Genomic DNA, 25,230 nt, shown 5'->3' with positions numbered 1-25,230 from the left:
ATGTATTTGAGGAGCAGACTTGATGAAAAATTACATCAATTTTACGCCTTGCTGACCTGCAGGGGTAACTTTGAAAATTTCTACTTCAAAAGTAATATTTTTACCTGCCAATGGATGGTTAAAATCAACCTCAGTGATATCTTCACCTACAGTTTTCACTACACCAAATAAACTTTGTTTGGCTTTGTCTTCAAATTCGATCATATGCCCTTCAACAGGACGTTGTTCAAATTTCACCGTATCAAATTTTTGCACATTTTCAGGGTTCCACGGACCGAAAGCATCTTCTGGCGGAAGACTCACTGTACGACGGTCACCTGCACGCAATCCCAATAAAGCTTTTTCAAAACCAGGCAATAAACTGCCATCTCCGATGACTAAGCTCACAGGCTCTTCACGACTACGAGTATTGTCAATTTCCACACCATTTTCAATGGCAACGGAAAAATGCAGATCTACCTTTGAACCATCCGCAATACGGGTTTCTTCATTGGGATTAATTATTTCTTCAGTCATTTTGCATTTTCCACACGTTGAATACGCTGCTTTTCTAAAAAGAAGGTATCAATTAACAATAAAATAGTGCCTAGCGTAATCGCACTGTCTGCAATATTAAATGCAGGGAAGTGATGGTTTTGGTAAAACACATGAATAAAGTCAACTACATAACCTAGGCTGACGCGATCAATCAAATTACCAATCGCTCCACCTAAAATCAGTGCAATCGCCATCGGTAAAATTAGCACTGTTTTTGGCATGCGTAACAGCCAAAAAATAAAGATAATTGAAACGATGCCAGCAAGCCCTGTAAATAAATAGTGTTGCCATCCACCCGCATCAGATAAAAAGCTAAAGGCTGCACCATAGTTATGCAGCAATGTCCAATTTAAAAAGGGCAATACAGGGACAGGATCTGCATAAGTCAGATGTGTACTTGCAATATGCTTAGTCCACTGGTCAATGATGATGGCAAGCACAGAAAGTCCAAGCCACATCAAGTTATGTGTATAAAACTGGAATAAGCCCTTTTTATTGTGTGGATTAGGCATATTTTCTCTCTTCGCCTTGACCTGTAGGAAGGTTAATAATACAACGCGAACAAAGACCTGGATGTTCTGAATGTGTATTTACATCAGGAAGAACATGCCAACAACGTGCACATTTTTCACCTTCAGCAGCAGCGACTTGAACACGTAAACCTTCCAAATCAGTCACTTCGCCTTGTGCAGCATCGAAATCTTTCACAATCACAGTCGATGTGATCAAGACAAAACGTAATTCATCAGCGAATTGATCAAGTACTGCTTTGAGGTCAGGTGTAGCCCAAATTTCAACTTTTGCCGACAGGTTTGAACCGATTAATTTAGCATTACGTGCCGCTTCGATTTGTTTGTTCACTGCCGATTTTACTGCGATCAGAGTTTGCCAATCTGCTTCTGAAACTAAGTTCGCAGTTGCTGACACTGGAATATCGTACCATTCGGCTGTAAACACATATTTTTCAGATTGTTCTGGAATCAATGGCCACGCTTCTTGTGCAGTAAAGCTCAGGATTGGTGACATCCAACGCACAAAGGCTTGTACCAAATGATATAACGCAGTCTGTGCAGAACGGCGTGCTTGTGAATCTGCTTTGGTGGTGTACTGACGGTCTTTGATGATGTCTAAGTAGAAACCACCTAGGTCATTGATACAGAAACTGGTTAAAGCATTGCTCACAAGATGGAAGTTCATATCTTCATAGGCTTGTTGAATGGTTTTTTGTACCTCAGCTGCACGTTGTAAGATGTATTGATCAAGCGCGATCAATTGATCTACAGGAAGTGCATCTGTTGATGGTTTGAAACCATTTAGGTTCGCCAATAAGAAGCGTAAAGTATTACGGATACGGCGATAACTATCGCTGACACGGTTGAAGATTTCTTTACTTGCCGCAATTTCATAGCGATAGTCACTTGATGCTACGTATAAACGTAAACCATCCGCACCCAATTGCTTGACAATATCTTCAAGCGGGATGAAGTTTCCTAATGATTTAGATAACTTGCGACCTTTCTCATCGACAGTAAAACCATGAGTCAGTAAAGCTTTATATGGTGCACGCTTATTGATCGCAATTGAAGTCAACAATGAAGATTGGAACCAACCACGATGTTGATCTGAACCTTCAAGATATAAATCAGCTGGATCAGTGAGTTCTTCACGTTGACGTAACACTGCATAATGGGTTGTACCTGAGTCGAACCATACGTCTAAGGTATCTCGCACAGCATTATATTGCTCAGCATCATCACCGATAAATTCTTTTGCTTCACGGTTATACCAACCATCGATCCCTTCTTTTTCAATCAGTTTTGCAACTTCTTCGATCAGTTCAGGGGTACGTGGGTGAAGCTCATTGGTGTCTTTATGTACAAAGAATGGGATTGGTACACCCCAAGTACGTTGACGTGAAATACACCAGTCTGGACGACCTTCAATCATCGATTTGATACGGTTTTTACCCCAGTCAGGGACAAAGCCGATCTCATTTTCAATCGCATTTAACGCATCTTGGCGTAGACCATTGGCATCCATGCTGATGAACCATTGCGGTGTAGCACGGAAAATAATCGGTGTTTTATGACGCCAGCAGTGTGGATAGCTATGTGTAATCGCAACATGTGCCCATAATTTTCCAGCATTGTTTAATGCTTCAATAATTTGTGGGTTGGCTTTGTAGATGTGCTCACCCGCAAAAATCGGTGCAGTGGGTAGATATACACCATTTCCACCCACAGGGTTGTCTACAGTTAAGTTGTATTGTAAGCCAACTTTATAATCGTCCACACCATGACCTGGTGCTGTATGTACTGCACCTGTACCACTGGTCGCAATCACGTGCTCACCCAAAATCACAGGCACTTGGCGATCTGTAAGGAGGGGGTGTTGTAATTGTAGATTTTCTAGTTTTGCGCCAACGAAATCAGCTAAAACTTTTGGATTTTCAAGTTTATAACGTTCACAAGCAGATTCAACCAAATCTTTGGCCAAGATCAAGTTTTGTGTACCACGTTCAGACTGAACTTCAACCAATTGATATTCAATTTCAGCATGTAATGCGACCGCTTGGTTGGCAGGAAGCGTCCAAGGCGTGGTTGTCCAGATCACAATGTCAGTTGGATTGTTTACAGTCACACCTAACTTTTTAGATAAATCGGCGAGATTTACTACACCGAAACCGACATCAATCGCATCTGATTTTTTATCTTCGTATTCAACTTCAGCTTCAGCCAATGAAGAGCCACAATCCATACACCAGTTCACTGGTTTAAGACCCGGTTCGATATGACCAGCTTTAGCAATCTCACCCAAAGCACGAACAATATCTGCTTCTTGTTTGAAGTTCATGGTGAGGTATGGATTATCCCAATCCCCCAATACGCCCATACGAATGAAGTCTTTTTTCTGTAATTCGACTTGCGTGTAAGCATATTCACGGCATGCTTTACGGAAAGTAGACGCATCGACTTTTACACCCACTTTACCGACTTTTTCTTCGACTTTAAGTTCGATTGGCAGACCGTGGCAGTCCCAACCCGGTACATAAGGGGCATCTAAACCATCTAAAGTACGGCTTTTGACAATAATATCTTTCAGAACTTTATTGACCACATGACCTAAATGTAAAGAACCATTTGCATAGGGAGGACCATCATGGAGCACATATTTTTTCTTACCAATACGCGATGCACGAATCTGCTGATAAATGTTGTCGGCATACCACTCTTCTAACCATTTAGCTTCACGTACTGCAAGATTTGCTTTCATTGCAAATTCAGTACCTGGGAGGTTTAGTGTGGCTTTATAATCCACAGCATTTTCAGGAGTTTGCTTATCGCTCATGCAAGTTTTCATCCAATATTATCAGCACCATTACTGACGCGTTTTACAATAAAAATCTAGTTTAAAAAGGAAAATTGGGGGTGTTTTTGCGAAACTCAAGCAGTTTCACTACATCATCATCAATTCCTGCTTGAAGTGCTTCAAGCGAGGGGTAATTTAACTCACCATGTAAATAGTCAAGAAAAGTTACCCGCATCAACAGACCATACAGATTAGCAGAAACATCGGGGAAATGTACCTCTAATCGCCATTCAGGATGTTCTTGTTTAATTGCAGGACGTGTACCGACATGACCTGCACCAAATAAGGCTTGCTTTTGGTAACCCTGAACGCCCAATTTTTGCGGATGGTCTGTTTTGACCTTTTCTGTCAAGGGAATACTTTCACAGACCACATCAACTGCATAAATGCCATTCAGACATGGACGATGACGACCCATACGCACATTAATCGTTGGGAAATTTAACGTTCGTCCAATTTGGTCGCCATATTGTACACGACCAATCATGCTATAAGGACGTCCTAAAAGCTTGGCTGCAAGGCTTAAATTACCTGACTGCAACACTTGGCGGATACGGGTCGAACTGACTCGTTCACCTTCTAACTCAACAGTATGTAAATCGGTGACTTCAAAGCCATATTGTTTTAAAAATGCGCTATTGCCCTGACGATCTTTACCAAAATGAAAATCATCACCTAAAACAAGAGTGTGCGCATTCAGTTTATATTTGAGTAAGTCTGCAAAATGTTCGGCGCTTAAACTGCGGAACTGATTATCAAATTTGGCAATCGCAATATAGTCCACGCCCAGCTCAGTCAAATATTCTACTTTTTCTCTAAGTGACGTAATGCGAGGTGGAGCTTCATAACCTTTAAAGAATTCTAAAGGCTGTGGCTCAAAGATCATCACCAACGTTTTTAAGTTTTGTGTTTTGGCAACATCTTTTAGTTGAGAAACCATCGCTTGATGTCCCAAATGGACACCATCAAAATTGCCGATCGTCACTGAGGTCGGCGGCAATTGAAAATTCGGTGCTAAGGCATTTAGACGTAACAGCTGCATGATTTCAAGATAAGCTTAAAATTTGAAAGGATATATATTGCCATATTCTCACAGTTTCGTCTTTGTTGTTGTGTTTTTATCCAGAAAAATTATGGTCAAATATTATTTTATATCAATAAATCTGATGAATTTTATAAAAATAAATCAATTTTATTTATTAGTGGTTGCTCGTATCATCAATTTATCTGTTGAAATGAGAAAAAAGCCATGCAAAAGCCACTTTATCAACTAAAACAAAGTCGGGATGTGATTCGTCAGTTTACCCCGAATTGGTTCACTATGACTATGGGTACAGGTGTGGTTGCTTTGATCATATCTGAATTTCCTTTTGCGCATGCGTTGTTTTGGGCAGTGGGTACAGGTTTATGGCAATTCAATACGCTGTTATTTTGTGCATTTAGTGTGCTCTATCTTTTGCGTTGGTTGATTTATCCTCATGAAGCACGGCAGATTTTTTCTCATTCAAGTATGGCACTGTTTTTAGGTGCAATTCCGATGGGGCTTGCGACAGTCATCAATGGCTTTTTAAAATATGGCATTGCGCTTTATGGTGATGTTGCGGTGCAGATTTCACAAAACTTATGGTATCTCGATGCGATCTTGGCTGTATTGATTGGAATCATCGTGCCATTTTTCATGTTCAGTCAGCAAAAGCATGAATTACAGACCATGACTGCGATGTGGTTACTACCAATTGTGGCATGTGAGGTTGCAGCAACTTCAGGCGGTTTATTGTTGGCATATTTACCTGCGGGACAGGAAGCGGTTGGTATTTTATTTGTAAGCTATGTGTTGTGGGGCATGTCTGTTTTACCTGCTTTTGGAGTTTTGAGCATTTTGATGTTGCGTTTGGCTTTGCACCAATTGCCAAGTAAAGAATTGGCAATTACAGGTTGGTTGGCTTTAGGACCAATTGGTACAGGGGCTTTGGCATTGTTGGTTTTGGGTGCACAAGCGCCACAAGTTTTAGCCTTTATTCAGATGCAGCAACTGGGTGTGTTCTTCCAACATGTAGGCATCGTGGTAAGCTTTATCTTACTTGGTTTTGGGATATGGTGGTTTGCCATTGCGATTTTAACGACATTGAAACATGCTGCAACTGATTTACCATTTAACCTCGGTTGGTGGGGCTTAACATTCCCATTGGGTGTATTCACTTTAGCCGTGTTGAATTTAGGTCATCAAATCCATGTCAATTTTATTGTCGATGTAGGTTTGGCATTTGCAGCAATCTTGATGTTACTTTGGGTGATGGTGATGGCGAAAACCGTGAAAGGCATGTATCAAGGGAATTTATTCTTTTCTCCATGTTTAAAGGCTTTGTTGGAGAGAGAACAGGTTTAAATTACGTGAACAGTAAATATAAATCTAGTCATGCATGAGCTTATAGCTGTTGAACAAAGCCACACTGAATGAAGTCCTGTGGCTTTGCTTTAAGTGTACAGAATTTGCTATAAATCATATTCTGATAAATTTTCATTTCTAAGCCTATATGGCCAACTCGATAGTCATTAAATCTGCCTTTTCAACAATTTTAAATCAAGTCATCCACATTTTTCGGACTAAATTTCCGATAGAACTTCATAGCCTATATGTATACGGAAGTGTGGCTCAAGGTACAGCGGTTGTTGGAACATCTGATCTCAATTTATGTGTGGTCTTTCATTATCAAGCCGATGATTTAGAAATGAAAATATCAGATATTCAGTCATATATTATGAGTTTATCTCCAATGTTTTCTAAGATTGATGTAGACATTGGTTTTTTAGACGATGTTTTAGACCCAAAAAATCAGAAGCGTTGGGGAGCATGGATTAAATTCTTTTGTCATTTTATTGATGGCGAAGACTTATCAATACATCTTAAGGATATTCAAATTGATCGTAATGTGGTTCAGGCAATTAACCAAGGGTATGATCAGGATATACAAGGTGATTTCAATGCGCTTGAGATACATGATCAAACTTTACAAGAACGTATTAATTTAAAAAATCATTAATTAAGAGGATGATTCGCTTAGTTCCTTTGACGTGGAGTGAAATAGAAACTTGGCCACTAAATTTAAATGAGACATTGGCACAGGCGATGCAAAACTATCCTGAACACACGTTAATGTTTCAATATCTGCTTGAAGAATTAGAAAATCCAAACGATGTGAATACGATTTCGCTTGATCGATTGAGAGAGATTTATGCTTGGATTTATATTCATTTAAAATAAAAAAGCAGTCTTTCGACTGCTCAAAAATAGACTTAATTTATTATTCTGATTTATCTTTTAAACTAAAGAACCAGTTCAAGATCAATGCAGCAAAAGTAGCAGTACCAATCCCACCTAAATTAAAATCACCAAACTGAAGGGCAAAGTCACCAGTACCTAAAATGATCGTTACAGCAGCAACCATCAAGTTTTTATTTTTAGAAAAATCAACTTTGTTTTCGATCCAGATTTTCGCACCCGCAATGGTAATTAAACCAAAGACCACAATTGAAGCACCAGTCAAAATTGCCGTTGGAATGGTATGAATAATCGCTCCAAACTTCGGAGAAAAACCTAAGAAAATGGCAAAAATACCTGCGATCACGAAAACAATGGTTGAGTACACACGGGTGACTGCCATCACACCAATATTTTCACCATAGGTTGTCATCCCTGGTGCACCAACACCCCCAGAAAGCGTGGTTGCAATACCATCAGCAACGAAAGCTTTACCAATATGTGGATCAAGATTTTCACCTGTCATTGCGCTTACAGCTTTGATATGCCCTAAGTTTTCAGCAACGAGAATTAAAGCAATCGGTGCAATAATCAACATCGCATTGACATCAAAAACTGGCGAATGGAAGGTTGGCATACCAAACCAAGCCGCTTGTTGAATCGGTGTAAAGTTAATCGGCGTACCATTGCCCATGACATTGGCAACGATAAAATAGATCAAATATGCAGATAATAAACCCACCAAAAGCAATAGACGTTGTAATAAACCTTTGGTAAATACTGCGATTGAACCCATGCACAGCACAGTCACCAAAGCCATCCACATATTAAAGTTATTGCCTGCAACGCCTTTCACAGTGACGGGTGCCAGATTTAAACCGATAATCATGACCACTGCACCTGTGACTACTGGTGGCATGAGTTTTTCGATCCATTTGGTGCCTGTTGCCATGACAATAAAGCCGAAAATCGCATATAAAATACCACATGCCATGATTCCACCCGCAGCATGTGCAATATTTACATTGGGTGCACCAGTACCTGATGCTGCATAACCTGTTGCTGCGATGACAACACCGATAAAAGCAAAGCTAGAGCCTAAATAACTTGGAACTCGTCCACCCGTCATGATAAAGAACAAGATGGTACAAATCCCTGACATTAAAATCGCAAGATTCGGATCAAAGCCCATTAAAAAAGGTGCAAGTACGGTTGCACCAAACATGGCAAACGCATGTTGAATACCTAAGACAACACTTTGGGCAGGTGGCAAATATTCATTGGTGCCGACAGGACGAGCATCAATGCTGCCAGTATAAGGACGCCATTTGGGAAACCAATTGGACATAAAATGAGCGCTCAAAAATCAAATTGTGCACATCATACTCTTTCTGCTTCGGAGTTTTAATATTTTTAGTCAAACTAAAGATTTGGATTTGCTCATAAATATTTAAAAATATACCGTTTGGTAAAAAATAGAAACCATTAAGTAAAAAGAATTTAAAGTATAAATTTTAAAAGATTATTTTAAGATGATAAATTTCATTGGAAAAATCATCAGTATAAAAAGCATCCTTTAGAGAGGGCTGTTTAAGTTATTTCCTTCGCCATACGGATACAGTTTCGTCCGGATTTTTTTGCTTCATACAAGGCGAGGTCTGTTTTTTGTAATAAAGTTTGTTGATCATAACCATATAATTCAGAGCAACTTAAACCAAAACTTGCAGTAAAACGAATAATTTGCCCCTGATAAGCCAGTTCATGATGTTCAATAGACTTACGACAACGTTCTAAAATGGAAAATGCCATATTACTCGATGTATTGGTAAAAATAATCATAAACTCTTCACCGCCAAAGCGCCCAATATGATCATATTCTCTTAAATTTAACTTTAAAATCTGAGCAATTTTTTGCAGAACTTGATCACCTGCATCATGCCCATATTGATCATTCACTTTTTTAAAATAATCTATATCTAAAAGCGCAACACAAAGAGGATGATTCTGTATTTCGGCATGTTGTTGAAGACTTTCATAATGATCACTTAAACCACGGCGATTTAAAATTTGTGTGAGAGGGTCTAAAGACATTAATACACGTTGTTTTTGTTCACGTGCTTTCCAACGATTTAAAAAAGCATAAAAGACTCGAATAATAGTAACGCCAACAACTGTACTGATGATTAAATTTAATATAATCATAAAGTTCTGGGACTGTTCGGTAACCATCGTATAAGGATGAAAAATTAAGGCATAAGGTAAAATCTGAAAAATATTGAGTAGACTGATGGCATAAAAAACGATTAAACACGGGATAGATCCCAAGAAAATGGCATGTCGTTCAAAAATTAATAGTCCTGTTAAAATTGAACCGATGGTAAATACACCTGTAATACTGGTCATCATCCCTGTAAATGCACCGATACTCATCAATGAACTGCTATATAAAGCTAAGCATATAATGGGAAAATATCGGTTAGTTTTTTCTGTAGACGGAATAAAAAACTTATGAAATAGAGTAAGGCTGCACTTCCCATATAGACCAACAGCAAACCCACAGCCCAAGGAAGAGCAGCTGCATTTAAAAAAGGATGCTGTAAATTTGGAAGTAATGAAAGAAGGAAAAACAAATGGAAAAAAAACAGTAAACCCGTAACCACACGTGATTTTTCAATATTATTCAACTCTAGCAAATGAATATAATTCTGAAAGAGTTGTCCAGATTTTTTCTTACACCAAGTGTTGAATAAGTAAAACACAGACATGCAAGGCACATCCTTAAAAAATACGTGATTAATTTTTAGCTTAATCTAAAAATCTTATTTTTTATAGCAAAACTCTAAAAAATTATACTTTAAAAATTATATAAGATAATGAAAAATATAAAAAAGGAGATGTTGACATCTCCTTCAATAAACTACTTAAAGGACTCAACCAGTATTACGTAAGCCTGCGGCAATCCCTGCAATACTCACCATCAAAGCATGATCAACAGGGGTGTGTTCTGCTTGCTTTTCCACCAAATATGCACGGCGGCGTTTCATCAGTTCCGCTTGCAATAAATGTAGTGGCAATAAATATGGTTTACGTACTTTCATGGCTTGATCAAGTACATCATTGGAGCTTAACAGCTTCGATTCACCTTTCATTGCCAATAATGTTTGTACTGCATCATGTAAGCGTTGACGTAGTTCAGCCCCTAAAACTTTTAGGTCTTCGTCATCAGTCAGATGCGATTCATAGTACAACGCAATATTGGAATCGGCTTTTGACAGTACCATTTCCAACATGTCAATCAAGGTTTGGAAATAGGGCCATTCTGCCAACATTTCATCCAACAGATTTTTATGTCCTTGATCAATCACTTGGTTAATTGCAGCACCTGTACCGAGCCATGCAGGCAGCATTAAACGGATTTGTGTCCATGCAAAGACCCACGGAATTGCACGTAAAGATTCGATTCCACCACTGACTTTACGTTTCGCAGGACGTGAGCCAAGCGGTAACATTTGCAGTTCAAGTTCAGGTGTGACAGTACGGAGATATTTTACAAAATGTGGATTTTCACGCACGGTTTGACGATAAACTTGTACCGATAAATCGGTCATGGTATGCATCAAATCACGCCACGCTTGTTTGGGTACAGGCGGTGGGAGTAAGGTTGCCTCAAGGGTTGCAGCAGCGTAAATTTCCAAATTCTGTAAGGCAATTTCTTCCAAACCAAATTTAAAGCGAATCATTTCACCTTGTTCAGTGACACGAATCGCTCCTGAAATCGACCCTGGCGGTTGTGAGAATAATGCTTGCTGTGTTGGCGCACCACCACGACTGATTGAGCCACCACGACCATGGAACAAGGTCAATTGTACGCCGTGTTGTTGTGCCACTGCGGTAAGCTCTTCCTGTGCACGATACTGCGCCCAATTGGCTGACATAAAGCCTGCATCTTTGGCGGAGTCCGAATAACCGATCATGACTTCATGTTTACCTTGAATATGCTGTTTGTACCAATGCATATTGAACAAAGTACTCATGGTACTTGCTGCACTGTCCAAATCTTTCAAGGTTTCAAACAATGGCACGACACGTAATGGATGTTCGATGCCTGCTTCTTTTTGCAATAAAAGCACTGCCAACACATCACTTGGATATTCCGCCATTGAAATGATGTATGCACCTAAGCTTTCTTTGGGCTGTTCTGCCAAAGTACGCATGGTCGCAAACACTTCTTGCACATCAGGATGTTCGATCAAGCTATCCGCAGGTTCATTTAAATGTTTTGGCAATAGTGGACGCTTACTTTGTAACTCTTGTAATAAAAAATTTTGACGGGCTTGTTCTGTCCACGTTTCAAAATTACCCAATCCTAAATATTCAGTAATCGCTGAAATCGCTTGGCGATGACGACCTGATTCTTGACGAATATCCAGTTTGAGCAGTTCAATGCCGAAACAATTCACACGGTAGATAAAGTCGAGCAATTTACCATTGGCAATTTCAGGTAAATTACTGTCGATCAAGGAACGGTAGCAGAGCAGTAGCGGTTGTAATAATTCATCTTTATGGCGAATGATCAGACTGCGATCTACATCTGAATGTTGTCCTTGCAGTTTGCTTGCCAACCATTGACGCGTGGCTTTTAAGCGTGTGCGGGTGGCACGTAAATATTCACGATACGGCTCAGGATGTTCACCACCCAATGCTTGTTTCAGTTCATCTGAACAGGCTGCGATGGACAATTCCCAACGTAAATCTTCAATATCACGTACATATAAGTCGGTGGCTTTCCAACGAGAGAGCCACAACACTTCTTGGGTAATATTATGGGTGACGTTTGGATTACCATCACGGTCACCACCCATCCATGAAGCAAAGCGAATCGGGGAAATGTCCAAAGGCAAGGCTTTGTCACAATTTTCCTGTACCAAATCATCAAGTTCACGGATGAATTTGGGTACAGCATTCCACAAAGTTTGCTCAATGGTGGTGAAGCCCCATTTTGCTTCATCCACTGGGGTCGGACGATGTTGACGGATTTCATCGGTTTGCCATGCGGAACAGATTAATTGTTTTAAGTCTGCTAGCACTTCTGCACGTTGTTTCGGCGTGAGTTTTTGTTGGTCAAATTTAGACAGGCAGTCATTCATGCCATCATATTTTTGAATCAAGGTACGGCGACTGACTTCAGTTGGATGCGCCGTAAGTACTAATTCGATGCGTAGTTCACAAACTTGTTGATACAGTTGTGCAGCACTGATGTTTTTATTTTTAAATTGTTCAAACAGTGGTACAAGGACGTTTGGAGAGGGTTCATTTTCATCAAACTCGCTTTGGCGGCGGCTGCGTACCACATGGTATTGTTCAGCGATATTAGAAAAGTTTAAGAAATGTGAAAATGCACGGGTTAGTGGCAAAATTTCATCATCTTTGAGGTGAAGAAATAATTGTTCGAGTTGTTTTTCTGCTTCAATTTGACCATCACGTGCGCCTTTGGCTAAGGCACGAATTTGTTCAATTTGATTAAACAAATCTTGTCCCGCTTGCTCCTTTAAAGTTTCCCCTAAAAGATTGCCGAGTAAACGTACATCCTCACGCAGTGGAGCATTAATTTGTTGAATCATTGCTATTCTCCAGTTCTTATCCTTATGACTATAACGTGCTATGTTGACATTCCAAGTACACCCCTACAAAAGTAGAAAAGTAGTCGGCTATTTCCACAGCGATTTATATCGTTAACAACAGTATGCCGTAAAAAACCAGATGTATTATTTAGAAATACAATACCTTTACACTGGGCTATAGCGTAAAAGGAATAAATCTATACTGTCTTGAATGATCAGGTGTTTTTCTTGTTGATCAGGTGAGGGGCGAATACCGAGTAAAACTTCATGATGACGCACGCCCAATAACAAAGACAGAATGAGGTCAGTTTGTTTCTCAATAGCATCAGGGCGAAGAAATTTAAACCGTGTGGCTTGTTGAAAAAAGTCTTGCCAAACATTGCACATGCGCTGGTGCGAGACATTATAAAACTGTAGAGCAAGTGGATTTTTTTCAGCAGCAAGTTCTAACAATAAATGATCCAGTTTAATCGCTTCAGGTAAATAAATGATATTCATCGCCAATTCACAGGCTTGGTAAAAACAAGCATTGAAATCGCTATGTGCATTTAAACAAAGTGGTCGGGCATTGATAGATTCTTCACAGGTTTGCTCAATAGCACAGGTAAATAAATTTTCTTTGTCTTGAAAATGATTATAAACCGTCAGTTTGGTCACACCTGCAGCTTTGGCGATTTGGTTCATGCTTGAGCCATGATAGCCATGTAATAGAAACAAAGCTTTAGCTGCTTCTAAAATCAATTTTCGCTTTTCTAAGTCCTTGGGACGACCAACATGTGCTTGCACTAAATTTTCCAAAAAAAAGTCAAATAGGTCATTTACTTTTGTTGTTATTTTTAATTAGTGTACCTTGCGGTATATTAATTAAAAAGTGAACATTTTATGTGTGTAATTGAACGTTTATTCCTATGTGATCAATCACGAGATAGATCAAACATTCATTTGCCACATCTCTATTCTGCCCGAAAAAAAACGTTTCAATAAGAGCCTTGCGTATGAGTATTTTAAAATCAAACATTATCAGTATGATAGTGATCTGTAGTGTGGTTTTGCTAGGATGTCAAAAGTCCGAACCTGAAGCAGAACAAGTGCCTTTTGTTATGGTAACTCAACCAATCACCTCGCACGAAGAATTAAAAAGTTATGCAGGTGATGTGCAAGCACGCCAAAGTACCGCATTGGCGTTTCGAGTAGGTGGGCAAATTACAGAACGCTATGTTGATGTTGGAGATCGGGTGAAAGTCGGGCAGACTTTGGCTAGACTGGATGTGAAAGACGCACAATTACAGCTCAACTCAGCCAAAGCTCAACTAGAAAATGCACAATCTTCAGTCAAAATCGCAGGCGATGAATTTAAACGTTTTCAACAACTTCTGCCCAGCAATGCGGTCAGCCGTTCGCAATATGACGCAGTCAAAAATCAATATGACGCTGCTGCATCGACACTAAAACAAGCACAAGCCAACTATCAAGTGGCTGCTAATCAAACCCAATATAACCAATTACTTGCCAATAAAAATGGGGTGATTACCCAGCGTAATATTGAAGTGGGTCAAGTGGTTGCAGCAGGGCAAGCAGCTTATCAATTGGCAATTGATGGTGAGCGTGATGTGGTGATTGGTGTCCCTGAGCAAGCGATTGGGCAAATCAAAGTGGGACAAGATGCATGGGTGACCTTATGGTCAAAACCGCAAGATAAATTTGCAGCCTATGTCCGTGAAATATCACCTGCGGCAGATCAATCTCGTACTTTTAGTGTCAAAGTGGCACTCAAAGAAGGTCAATCGATGATTCAACTTGGGCAAAGTGCACGCGTATTTTTTAACCAAAATGTAGACAATGTCCTGAGCGTACCTTTATCCAGTGTTTCAGCAAATAATGATCAGCCTTATGTTTGGGTGGTAAATAACAATCAAACCATTCGTAAAGTACCTGTGCAACTCGGTGCATATGGACGGGACAGCGTACCGATTCTTAATGGTTTGAATGCAAATGATTGGGTGGTGATCGGTGGTGTGCATTTATTACGTGAAAAACAAAAGATCAAACCAGTCGATCGTGAAAATCGTGCAGTTCATCTTCAAGCAGGAGCGAAGTCATGACCCAAAGCATGAAGTTTAACCTGTCTGAATGGGCACTCAGAAATAAAGGCTTAGTCCTCTATTTTATGATTTTGCTCGGGATTGTCGGCATATTTTCTTATTCTAAACTTTCTCAAAGTGAAGACCCTCCATTTACCTTTAAGGTAATGGTGGTACAAACTTATTGGCCAGGAGCAACCGCAGAAGAAGTTTCGTTACAAGTGACGGATCGTATTGAAAAACAACTGATGAGTACGGGACTCTATGACAAGATCATGGCGTATTCACGTCCGGGTGAGTCGATGGTCATGTTTATGGCAAAGGACTCACTCAAATCGAGTCAAATCCCTGATGTGTGGTACCAAGTCCGAAAAAAAGTAGGTGATATCCAACATCAACTGCCAAATGGTGTACAAGGTCCATTTTTTAATGATGAGTTTGGTGACACCTTCGGTAATATTTACGTTTTAACGGGTCAAGATTTTGATTATGCCACTTTAAAAGAATATGCAGACCGTTTGCAGTTACAGCTACAACGGGTCAAAGATGTGGGTAAAGTTGAGCTTGTTGGCTTACAAGATCAAAAAATCTGGATTGAATTGTCTAATACCAAAGCAGCGCAACTGGGTATTCCTATTACTGCTATTCAAGATGCATTACAAAAGCAAAATAGCATGGCGAGTGCAGGCTTTTTTGAAACGGGTTCAGACCGTATTCAAGTGCGTGTTGGTGGTGCTTTAAAATCCGTTGATGATTTAAAACAGATGCCATTATTGGTGGGAAATAAAACCATTCAATTGGCAGATGTAGCGGAGGTTTATCGTGGCTTTAGTGAACCTGCCCAACCACGTATGCGTTTTAATGGCGAAAATGGTATTGGCATTTCCGTGTCGATGCGTAAAGGCGGTGACATTATTGCCTTAGGCAAGAATCTTGAAAATGAATTTACACATTTACAAAAAACACTGCCACTCGGTATGCAACTGCAAAAAGTATCGGATCAACCAGTTGCGGTACAGCGCAGCATTCAGGAATTTATCAAAGTCTTGGCTGAAGCGGTCATTATCGTATTATTGGTGAGTTTCTTCTCACTGGGTTTTCGTACGGGTTTGGTAGTAGCATTTTCCATTCCATTAGTTCTTGCGATGACTTTTGCAGGGATGAATCTGTTTGATGTTGGACTGCATAAAATTTCCTTAGGGGCACTGATTCTCGCCTTAGGTTTGTTGGTTGATGATGCCATTATTGCAGTTGAAATGATGGCGATCAAAATGGAACAAGGCTATAGCCGAATCAAAGCCGCAGGTTATGCTTGGACAAGTACCGCATTTCCAATGCTGACAGGTACCTTGATTACTGCGGCAGGCTTTTTACCGATTGCAACCGCAGCATCCAGTACAGGGGAATACACCCGTTCGATCTTCCAAGTCGTAACGATTGCTTTGATTGTATCTTGGGTCGCAGCAGTGGTATTTGTGCCTTATCTAGGCGATAAACTTTTACCTGATTTTACGAAGGAAGCACAAAAAGCACCGTGGTATCAACGCTTATGGGCACGTTGGCGCAAACAGCCTGAGCCACAAGCGATCGTGCATCATGTGGGTGAGCATTATGATCCTTACCAAACCAAGTTTTATCAAAGCTTTAGAAAGCTAGTGAATTGGTGTGTGACCTATCGTAAAACTGTCATTGCCGTTACAGCTGGCGTATTTGTTTTATCTGTGATGATGTTTAAGCTCGTGCCACAACAATTTTTTCCGCCATCCAATCGTGCTGAGATTTTGGTCGATTTAAAATTGGAAGAGGGTGCTTCTTTGCTTGCAACTGAACAAGCAGTAAAGAAAGTTGAAGCATTTTTAGCCAAACAAAAGGGTATTGATAATTACGTGGCATATGTAGGTACAGATTCACCACGCTTTTATTTACCTTTAGATCAACAATTACCACAAGCGAGTTTTGCGCAGTTTGTGGTTTTGGCATCTTCATTGGATGATCGAGATGAGATTCGTAAGTCTTTAGATACACAAATCCGTCAATTATTACCTCAAGTGCGTACCCGTGTTTCTTTATTGGAAAATGGTCCACCAGTCGGTTATCCGATCCAATATCGTGTGTCAGGTGAGGATTTAAATACGGTACGTCAGCTTGCACATCAAGTGTCAGCTATTGTTGGGCAAAATCCAAATACGACCAACGTGCATTTAGACTGGGGTGAACCGAGTAAAATTATTTCTTTACAGATCGACCAAGACCGTGCCCGTCAAATGGGTGTGAGCAGTGTTGATATTGCTAACTTCTTAAATAGCTCAATCAGTGGCGTAGCCATTCATCAATATCGTGAAAAACGAGAATTGATAGATATTCGCTTACGTGGAGATCAGACAGAACGTATCGAAGTCGGTGCATTGGCAAATTTAGCAGTACCTACGACGAATGGCGGTTCTGTACCGTTATCACAAATTGCCAATATTCAATATAAATTTGAAGATGGTCTGATTTGGCATCGCAATCGTTTACCGACCATTACTGTACGTGCTGATATTCGGACACATTTACAACCTGCCACTGTGGTTGGAGAATTGTCTGAAAAGATTAATCAACTGCGTACAGAATTGCCAAATGGTTATCTGGTGGAAGTTGGCGGAACAGTGGAAGAGTCTGCCAAAGGGCAAAACTCGGTGAATGCGGGGATGCCATTGTTTTTGGCAGTGGTATTTACTTTGCTGATGATTCAGCTTAAAAGTATGGCTCGTTCATTCATCGTATTTTTAACTGCGCCATTGGGTTTAATTGGGGTGGTGCTATTCTTACTATTATTAAATAAACCATTTGGTTTTGTGGCGATGCTCGGTACTATTGCATTATCAGGCATGATCATGCGTAATTCGCTGATTTTGATTGATCAGATCGAACAGGATATCCGTTCAGGACAAGATCAGTGGAATGCAATTTTGGATGCCACAGTACGTCGCTTTAGACCGATTATCCTCACTGCTCTGGCTGCGGTTTTGGCAATGATTCCATTGTCTCGAAGTATTTTCTTTGGGCCAATGGCGGTGGCAATTATGGGTGGTTTAATAATTGCGACACTTTTAACATTATTTTTTCTACCAGCGCTTTATGCTGCATGGTTTAAAGTCCAAAAACACACAAAATCTTCTTAGAAATGTGTGAATTTTAGGTGCGAAATTTTGAAAAATTCAATATAGTAGCACCTAATCTTTTACAGCAAGTCGCATTAGACGTTTCCACACTAGACATGTAAAAATAATGTGATGGATTGAGGTATAAAAATCACCTATGGGGCAAGACAATCTCAAACAACATCGTCGTTATATGACGACTTCTTACGTCTTTATGTTTCTCGCATTATTTACCATCATTGGCGCTATTTTCTCGTACTTTTTAGCCCGAAAAGTTGCTATGGCTGAACATGCCGAAGTATGGATTCATGCACAAGCCTTATGGATCATGCGTAGCGTGATTATTTTTTTGATCTTGGCAGCATTTGCCGCGTTGTGGTTTATTCCTTTGATTTTCTTTTATTGGGATTCTATGCTGTGGGTAAAAGCATGTACCGTCATTGGGATCATTTTTAGTTTTATTTCATGGTTATATCTACTCAATGCTTGGCTTAAAGGTTTTAGTAAATATTTAAAAAGTAAAGCAGCATTCTAATTTTTTCTTTCAGTACGCTTGTAAAAGTGGATGGTCGTCCCCATCCTACTTGGCAGTGAAGATTTATCAAATTTTGTGGAGCATCGCCAATCATGGCTAAACGTGATTATTATGAGGTTTTAGGCGTTTCTAAAACCGCTAGTGATGATGAAATTAAAAAAGCCTACCGTAAGTTGGCGATGAAATATCATCCAGACCGTAACCCAGACAACGCTGAAGCAGAAGAAAAATTTAAAGAAGCTGCTGAAGCATATGAAGTGTTATCTGACAATGAAAAACGCAGTATGTATGACCGCATGGGGCATCAAGCCTTTGAGGGCGGCATGGGTGGCGGTGGCTTCGGTGGCGGTTTTAGCGCCGAAGATATTTTTAGTCAGTTCGGTGATATTTTCGGTGGTGCTTTTGGTGGCGGTGGTCGTAGCCAACAACGTCAACGCCGAGGTTCAGACTTACGCTATGTGATGGAGTTGACCTTAGAGGAAGCTGTGAAAGGGGTGAAAAAAACCGTAACTTTTACAGCACCTGCACCATGTGACGTTTGTGATGGTAAAGGTTCTAAAAATCCAAATGATGTTGAAACTTGTAAAACTTGCCATGGTACTGGGCAAGTCCGTATGCAACAAGGTTTCTTCTCTGTTCAGCAAACCTGTAGCACGTGTCGTGGACAAGGCAAAATCATTAAAAATCCATGTAATTCATGTCATGGTTCAGGTGTCAAAGACCGTCAGCAAACCCTTGAAGTCACCATTCCTGCAGGCGTGGACAATGGTGACCGTGTACGGTTGACAGGTAAAGGTGAAGCGATTCGTGATGGTCAGGCAGGTGACTTATACGTTGAAGTTGTAGTGCGTGAGCATGAAATCTTCCAACGTGACGGTGCTGACTTGTATATGGATGTACCGGTAAGCATTGCGGATGCTGCTTTAGGTAAAGAAATTGAAATTCCGACTTTAGAAGGTCGTGTCAGTTTGAAAATTCCTGAAGGTACGCAAACGGGTAAAATGTTCCGCTTACGTGGCAAAGGGGTGAAGCCCGTTCGTCATAGTATGCAAGGTGATTTACTGTGTCGTATTGTGGTCGAAACACCTGTCAATTTAACAGCACGTCAACGTGAGTTATTGAAAGAGTTGCAAACCACGATGGATGGGGATGACAATAAATCTTCACCTAAGAAAAAATCGTTCTTTGATCGTTTATTTGACTAAAATAGCCCTCAAAGCAGAAAAAGCCAGCTTGATTTCAAGTTGGCTTTTTTGTGTGTAAATTTTTTATTCCACTGAATATGAAGTATTGACGTAAAAATATGAAACAAGATTTAGCCTTAGTTATGGCATTGGCGAGTGAGTCGAAAGGTTTATTTGAACAAGAAAATATTGCTGTGCACTATAGTGGTATTGGTAAAGTGAACGCAGCCTTTAAAGCATTTGAAATCATTCAAAAAACCCAGTGTAAAACCCTCCTTAACTTGGGCACAGCAGGCAGCTCAGTATTTAATGCGCATGAATTGGTAGAAGTCACCACCTTTGTGCAACGGGATATGGATGTTTCGCCTTTAGGCTTTGAAGTCGGGGTAACGCCAATGGATCCGCATTTTCCCAGTGCGATTCAGTTAGAGCCTTATTTTCAAGATTTACCTAAAGGTATTTGTGGGACAGGTGATAATTTTGAGGTTAATTTACCTAAAGTGCCGTGTAATTTAGTGGATATGGAAGGCTATGCTTTGGCAAAAGTCTGTAAAAAATTAGGCGTGCGTTTGATTTCTGTGAAATATATTACGGATGGCGCCAATGAAACTGCACATTTAGACTGGGAAGACAATCTATTGTTGGGGGCACAAAAACTATTAGGTTTATATCAAAGTATTTAAAATATAAAGATTCTGGCGACCATAGCAGTCTATGGTCGTATGCCAAAACAAAGTTTCGCTTACAGTCTAAAATTAGCGTGGAATAACACCATATAAAATCATATGAATCGTGTGTTCAATCGCTCGTTGACACATACTTTTATTTCTTAAAGTCTTGCCTGTCACCATCTCCATTTGCGTAGCGAAATCTGCATAATTTTGAGTTAAGCCCCAAATATTAATAATCAGCAGTTCTGGATCAATTTGATCGGAGATTTTACCTTGTTCTTGCCAAGTCGAAATTACTTTGGCTTTACGCTTAAATAATTTTTTCAGAGGACCTTTCAAAATCGGTAAAATATGAGGCGCACCTTGAATAATCTCTAAAGCGAAAAGTTTAGAGGCTTTCGGCTGTGTACGAGAAATTTCAATTTTCGTCATCAAGTAATGACTTAATGCTTCAACAGGCTCTAAATCTGCTTCGAGCATTTGTAAAGGTGCAAGCCACTTTTGCATGACAGTTGTCAAAACTTCAACATACAAGGCTTCTTTATTTTCATAATAATAGAAAATATTGGATTTGTGCATTTCGGCAAGCTGAGCAATTTCCTCAAGACTTGCACCATTAAATCCGTAGATTGAAAATACGTCTAATGCTGCATTGAGTAACTGCTGTCTTTTCTGCGCACTCTTTTTTTGTTCCATTGCATCACTGAGTCAAAAAAATAACGTCTAAATTGTACGGTAAAATGTCTGATTTGTGCACAGGTCTGGTCGACTATTTTTAAATATTCTTGGTTTTTATTATAAAGTTTTATTATGTAATGCTATAAGTGCATTTTTTAAATTTATATTACTTAAAGTAAAACCAAATTATTATACTATTCGGTCAAGCAATTGTATTTTTTTAAGATTATTTTAATTTTTAATTTTTTGAAGCATTGAATACTATTAAGAGAATTTAACAAATTTTAAGCATAGACAAGCAACAACTCCACCCTAAATTTAAGTTGTTGCTTTGTAAATTAAGTCGAGAGCACAGCTTGTAAAATTTGTTGCTCAAGTTCAGCAAATTGCGCACCTTTTTGACGAGGGCGTGCTAAATCTACTTTGAACTGTTGCGCAATATGTCCTTGGTCTAGCAAAATGATGCGATCAGCGAGTTGTACCGCTTCGCTGACATCATGGGTGACTAAGATCGTGGTAAAACCGTGTTCAAGCCATAACTTTTCAATGAGATTTTGCATGTCTAAGCGGGTGAGGGCATCCAGTGCACCCAATGGTTCATCGAGTAATAAAACACGAGGAGTATGGGACAAAGCACGTGCTAAGGCACTCCGTTGACGTTGTCCACCTGACAGTTGTGAAGGCCAAAGTTTAGCTTTTTCTTTTAAACCGACTTTTTCTAATAATTTTTCGGCTTTGTGATGCTGTGTTTTGGATAATCCCAGTTGTACATTATCTAAAATATTTTTCCACGGCAAAAGGCGAGGGTCTTGGAACATCACACGAAGATCATCAGAGGTAATGCCTTCACGAAAATTTTGCAAAGATTTAAATTTGATTTCACCATAACTTGGCTGTTCTAAATCTGCAATGAGTCGTAATAATGTACTTTTACCACAGCCACTACGTCCTACAATGGCTACAAACTCCCCAGCTTCAATACTAAGGTTAAGGTCTTGTAAAACTTTAACCTCACCATAAAATTTGTGCAGTTGTTCGATCTGAATTTCTGCACCTGTTTTCGCTGGACTTTGTGAGGTTTGTTCTGTGATATTTAAATCATTTACATATTGGCTGATACTTAAATCCGTCATGATCTTGTTCCTTATTTTTGATAACCTGAATGCCAACGTAATAAATAACGCTCTAATAATTGCGCCAATACATCGGCTAATTTTCCTAATAGCGCATAGAGTAGTATGCCGACCAAAACGATGTCTGTTTGTAAAAACTCTCGTGCATTCATGGTCATATAACCAATACCTGACTGTGCAGAAATGGTTTCAGCAACGATCAGAAGAACCCAGACTAAACCTAAGGCAAAGCGAAGTCCGACCAAAATAGAGGGCATAGCACCAGGTAAAATAATCTCTTTATACAGTTGCCAATGGGTTAGACCATAACTTTTACCCATTTCGATCAGTTGTGGATCAACGGAACGGATGCCATGATAGGTATTAATATAAATCGGGAAAAATACCCCTATAGCCACCAAAAATAATTTGGCTGACTCATCAATACCAAACCAAAGAATCACTAAAGGGATTAATGCTAGGGCAGGAATATTTCGGATCATCTGTAACGTGGTATCCAGTAGGTTTGAAGCGACTTTAGATGACCCATTGAGTAATCCAAGCAACAAACCTAAACCACCACCCACGAATAAGCCGAGCAGGGCACGACCCGCACTGACTTTGACATGTTGCCAAAGTTCACCACTGACCAGTAGTGCCCAAAATGCGCTTACTACTGCGCTAGGTGCAGGCAGTATACGGCTTTCAAGCAGTCCCGTTTTTGAAGCAACTTGCCAAACCATAATCAGGAGAATGGGTACAATCCAAGGAAGCACACGCTGCCCGAATTGTTGTGTTCCACGTGAAACTGCATTGTGCTTATTTTGAGTTAAGGCAGTCATGCAAGCTCCTTTTCAGGTTTTTTATATTTGGTTTCTTCGGGAACATAGTTATTTGCCACGATTTCACCAAAAGGACCTGTTAAATTCGGTTGCGCAAGTTTTTCACGTGTTTCTAATGGCAACAATGGGAAAACCAACTCAGCAAAACGAATGGATTCTTCTAAATGCGGATAGCCTGAGAAAATAAAAGTACTGATACCTAGATCAGCATATTCTTGGATACGCTCTGCAACAGTTTGTGGATCACCCACCAAAGCTGTTCCTGCACCGCCACGTACTAGTCCCACACCTGCCCATAAGTTAGGTGATACTTCAAGTTTTGTACGATCGCCATTATGCAACTCAGCCATACGACGCTGACCGACCGAATCCATGTGTTTAAATTTCTTCTGTGCAGCCGCAATGGTGGCATCATCGACATATTGAATCAGTTCTTCAGCAGCTTGCCATGCTTGTTCATTGGTTTCACGTACGATGACATGTAAACGAATACCGTAGTTGAGCGTGCGACCTTTAGCGTCTGCCTTAGCTTTAACAGCCGTAATTTTTTCTTTGACTGCAGCAGGTGGCTCACCCCAAGTGAGATAGGTGTCTACTTGTTCTGCTGCAAGTTCAAGGGCATCCTCAGAAGAACCACCAAACCATAAGGGCGGATACGGTTTTTGTATTGGCGGATAAAGCAATTTCGCATCATCCACACTTAACTGTTCGCCATGAAAGGTAAATGATTCAGCAGTATGTGAACGTGTTAAAATTTCACGCCAAATGGTGGTGTATTCGGCAGCAGTTTTATAGCGCGTGGCGTGGTCTTCATATAAGCCATCGCCTTTAAGTTCTTGCTCATCGCCACCTGTAACAAGGTTAAGTCTAATACGCCCATTCGATAAACGGTCAAAAGTTGCTGCCATGCGTGCTGCAAGGGCAGGCGTGGTCACACCTGGACGTAGTGCCACCAAGAATTTTAAATTTTTTGTCGCATCAATCAAACTTGCTGCTGTAATCCAAGGGTCTTCACAAGAACGCCCTGTCGGAATAAGAACACCTTCATAACCGAGATTATCGACTGCAACAGCGATTTGCTTCATATAAGCATGGTCAACTTGGCGCGCACCTTTACTTGTACCTAAATAACGACTATCACCGTGCGTTGGAATAAACCAAAAAATTTTCATGACTTGAATCCTTTTAAATTATTTGCCAGTCCAAACGGCTAGCTTAATGTTGATCGGTTTGGGAATAATCTTGAGTTCAGCAAAGCGGTTCGCTAACTGTTGCTGATCTGCAATGACTTTGGCTGTCAAAGGTGCAGCAGCAGAAGGTCGTGGACGGCGGTCAATAAAAACCTGGCTTACATTTGGTTTTAAACCTGTGCTTTGTCCGATCAATTGTGCTGTTGCACTTCGATTCGCTTGTACCCATTTATCTGCAGTATTGATTTGTTGAATAATGCCTTTTACTGCCTGAGGATGTTGTTTAACAAAAGAGGTGGAAGCCAAATAAAAGGTATAATTGGGACTTAAACCTTGACCTGAAACCAGAATTTTGGCTTGGTCTTCTAGTTGTGCGGAAGCAAAATAGGGATCCCAAATCGCCCAAGCATCAATTGCCCCTTTTTGGAATGCGGCACGTGCATCGGCTGGTGTCAGCCAGATCGGTTGAATATCTGTCCACTGCAAACCAGCTTTGCGAACGGCTTGTACCAGTAAATAATGCGCACTTGAGCCTTTTTGTAAGCCTATACGTTTGCCCTTTAAATCACTTAACTGGCTTAGTTTTGAATCCTTCGGTACTAAAATGGCTGAAGCCAAAGGCTTTGCTGCTTCATAAGCGATATAATACAAAGGCTTATTGGCAGCTTGTGCATAAACAGGTGGCGTGTCACCCGTCACACCCACATCGATTGAACCTACTGCCAACGCTTCTAAAATCTGTGGTCCTGCGGGAAATTCATTCCAAGAAATTTTGGCATTTGGAAATTCTTTTTCATATAGTTTTTGCTGTTTGGCTACGGCAAAGTTAATCGAGCTTTTTTGAAAGCCGATGCGTAATTGTTGTACGCTTGGATCAACTGCCCAAACTGCTGTTGAGCCCAACATCGCACAGGCAAGTAACATGGTGGTCATGCCATAACTTGAAGCGTTTAACCCTGATGTTGCATGTGTATTCTTGTGATGTTGGGTCATGGGTGTGTCCTCTAT

Annotated in this window: 22 protein-coding genes; 8 read left to right on the top strand and 14 right to left on the bottom strand. The window is 40.2% G+C overall.

The features are described from left to right. Positions 1-30: 30 nt before the first annotated feature. The 4 genes from DJ533_RS18330 to ribF form a co-directional block, all read right to left on the bottom strand. The gene (locus DJ533_RS18330; RefSeq protein WP_065994564.1) at positions 31-516 is read right to left on the bottom strand and encodes an FKBP-type peptidyl-prolyl cis-trans isomerase; all 486 of its coding nucleotides are present in this window, start codon (positions 514-516) and stop codon (positions 31-33) included. Then, on the bottom strand, positions 513-1,049 hold the full coding sequence (gene lspA / locus DJ533_RS18325) for a signal peptidase II (RefSeq protein WP_065994563.1): 537 nt from the start codon (positions 1,047-1,049) through the stop codon (positions 513-515). The genes DJ533_RS18330 and lspA overlap by 4 nt, the downstream gene beginning before the upstream one ends. Next, positions 1,042-3,885: an isoleucine--tRNA ligase gene (gene ileS, locus DJ533_RS18320; RefSeq protein ID WP_065994562.1), complete on the bottom strand. Its 2,844-nt coding sequence runs from the start codon at positions 3,883-3,885 to the stop codon at positions 1,042-1,044. The genes lspA and ileS overlap by 8 nt, the downstream gene beginning before the upstream one ends. 61 nt (positions 3,886-3,946) lie before the next feature. Next, positions 3,947-4,948, bottom strand: coding sequence for a riboflavin biosynthesis protein RibF (gene ribF / locus DJ533_RS18315; RefSeq protein ID WP_065994561.1), 1,002 nt, complete (start codon positions 4,946-4,948; stop codon positions 3,947-3,949). Between the two features lie 207 nt (positions 4,949-5,155). Between ribF and DJ533_RS18310 the strand changes: the two genes are divergently transcribed. From DJ533_RS18310 to DJ533_RS19120, 3 genes are all read left to right on the top strand, one after another. Next, the gene (locus DJ533_RS18310) at positions 5,156-6,292 is read left to right on the top strand and encodes a TDT family transporter (protein ID WP_065994560.1); all 1,137 of its coding nucleotides are present in this window, start codon (positions 5,156-5,158) and stop codon (positions 6,290-6,292) included. 262 nt (positions 6,293-6,554) lie between these two features. Next, positions 6,555-6,947, top strand: coding sequence for a hypothetical protein (locus DJ533_RS19125; RefSeq protein WP_323809366.1), 393 nt, complete (start codon positions 6,555-6,557; stop codon positions 6,945-6,947). An 8-nt stretch (positions 6,948-6,955) separates the two neighbouring features. Next, complete coding sequence (locus DJ533_RS19120) at positions 6,956-7,168, top strand: hypothetical protein (RefSeq protein WP_323809365.1); 213 nt, start codon at positions 6,956-6,958, stop codon at positions 7,166-7,168. Between the two features lie 40 nt (positions 7,169-7,208). Here the strand turns inward: DJ533_RS19120 and DJ533_RS18300 are convergent, their stop codons facing one another. From DJ533_RS18300 to DJ533_RS18280, 5 genes are all read right to left on the bottom strand, one after another. Continuing rightward, positions 7,209-8,513, bottom strand: a complete 1,305-nt coding sequence (locus DJ533_RS18300; protein ID WP_065994559.1) for a solute carrier family 23 protein — start codon at positions 8,511-8,513, stop codon at positions 7,209-7,211. A gap of 242 nt (positions 8,514-8,755) precedes the next feature. Beyond that, the gene (locus tag DJ533_RS18295; protein ID WP_065994558.1) at positions 8,756-9,595 is read right to left on the bottom strand and encodes a GGDEF domain-containing protein; all 840 of its coding nucleotides are present in this window, start codon (positions 9,593-9,595) and stop codon (positions 8,756-8,758) included. Between the two features lie 20 nt (positions 9,596-9,615). Continuing rightward, positions 9,616-9,930 (bottom strand): hypothetical protein, encoded by a 315-nt coding sequence (locus DJ533_RS18290; protein WP_065994557.1) that lies wholly within the window; start codon positions 9,928-9,930, stop codon positions 9,616-9,618. A gap of 165 nt (positions 9,931-10,095) precedes the next feature. Beyond that, complete coding sequence (gene ppc / locus DJ533_RS18285) at positions 10,096-12,786, bottom strand: phosphoenolpyruvate carboxylase (protein WP_065994556.1); 2,691 nt, start codon at positions 12,784-12,786, stop codon at positions 10,096-10,098. A gap of 165 nt (positions 12,787-12,951) precedes the next feature. Continuing rightward, complete coding sequence (locus DJ533_RS18280; RefSeq protein WP_065994555.1) at positions 12,952-13,572, bottom strand: TetR/AcrR family transcriptional regulator; 621 nt, start codon at positions 13,570-13,572, stop codon at positions 12,952-12,954. Between the two features lie 209 nt (positions 13,573-13,781). Between DJ533_RS18280 and DJ533_RS18275 the strand changes: the two genes are divergently transcribed. The 5 genes from DJ533_RS18275 to DJ533_RS18255 all read left to right on the top strand — a co-directional run bounded on the left by DJ533_RS18275 (position 13,782) and on the right by DJ533_RS18255 (position 20,412). Further along, positions 13,782-14,888, top strand: coding sequence for an efflux RND transporter periplasmic adaptor subunit (locus DJ533_RS18275; RefSeq protein ID WP_065994554.1), 1,107 nt, complete (start codon positions 13,782-13,784; stop codon positions 14,886-14,888). Between the two features lie 8 nt (positions 14,889-14,896). Then, a complete protein-coding gene (locus DJ533_RS18270; protein ID WP_065994569.1) occupies positions 14,897-18,031 on the top strand; it encodes an efflux RND transporter permease subunit in 3,135 nt (1,044 codons plus the stop codon). A gap of 136 nt (positions 18,032-18,167) precedes the next feature. After that, positions 18,168-18,545, top strand: a complete 378-nt coding sequence (locus tag DJ533_RS18265; RefSeq protein ID WP_065994553.1) for a hypothetical protein — start codon at positions 18,168-18,170, stop codon at positions 18,543-18,545. A gap of 92 nt (positions 18,546-18,637) precedes the next feature. Continuing rightward, entirely contained in the window at positions 18,638-19,750 is a 1,113-nt protein-coding gene (dnaJ, locus tag DJ533_RS18260; RefSeq protein ID WP_065994552.1) for a molecular chaperone DnaJ, read from the top strand. A 98-nt stretch (positions 19,751-19,848) separates the two neighbouring features. Further along, positions 19,849-20,412 (top strand): 5'-methylthioadenosine/S-adenosylhomocysteine nucleosidase family protein, encoded by a 564-nt coding sequence (locus DJ533_RS18255; RefSeq protein WP_065994551.1) that lies wholly within the window; start codon positions 19,849-19,851, stop codon positions 20,410-20,412. 72 nt (positions 20,413-20,484) lie between these two features. Here DJ533_RS18255 and DJ533_RS18250 read toward each other — a convergent pair whose 3' ends face one another. From DJ533_RS18250 to DJ533_RS18230, 5 genes are all read right to left on the bottom strand, one after another. Continuing rightward, positions 20,485-21,096: a TetR/AcrR family transcriptional regulator gene (locus DJ533_RS18250; RefSeq protein WP_065994550.1), complete on the bottom strand. Its 612-nt coding sequence runs from the start codon at positions 21,094-21,096 to the stop codon at positions 20,485-20,487. A gap of 320 nt (positions 21,097-21,416) precedes the next feature. Further along, a complete protein-coding gene (locus DJ533_RS18245) occupies positions 21,417-22,211 on the bottom strand; it encodes an ABC transporter ATP-binding protein (protein WP_065994549.1) in 795 nt (264 codons plus the stop codon). Between the two features lie 11 nt (positions 22,212-22,222). Continuing rightward, positions 22,223-23,032, bottom strand: a complete 810-nt coding sequence (gene ssuC, locus DJ533_RS18240) for an aliphatic sulfonate ABC transporter permease SsuC (RefSeq protein WP_065994548.1) — start codon at positions 23,030-23,032, stop codon at positions 22,223-22,225. Then, a complete protein-coding gene (gene ssuD, locus DJ533_RS18235) occupies positions 23,029-24,204 on the bottom strand; it encodes an FMNH2-dependent alkanesulfonate monooxygenase (RefSeq protein ID WP_065994547.1) in 1,176 nt (391 codons plus the stop codon). Before ssuD ends, ssuC begins: the two co-directional genes overlap by 4 nt. Before the next feature lie 18 nt (positions 24,205-24,222). Beyond that, entirely contained in the window at positions 24,223-25,155 is a 933-nt protein-coding gene (locus tag DJ533_RS18230; protein ID WP_089024796.1) for a sulfonate ABC transporter substrate-binding protein, read from the bottom strand. Positions 25,156-25,230 lie beyond the last annotated feature (75 nt).

The organism is Acinetobacter defluvii (genome assembly GCF_001704615.3).
In the GTDB taxonomy this organism is placed as follows: Bacteria; Pseudomonadota; Gammaproteobacteria; order Pseudomonadales; family Moraxellaceae; genus Acinetobacter; species Acinetobacter defluvii.
Note: the sequence above shows the minus strand (reverse complement) of the source record. Positions and strands in the feature narration are given on the sequence as shown.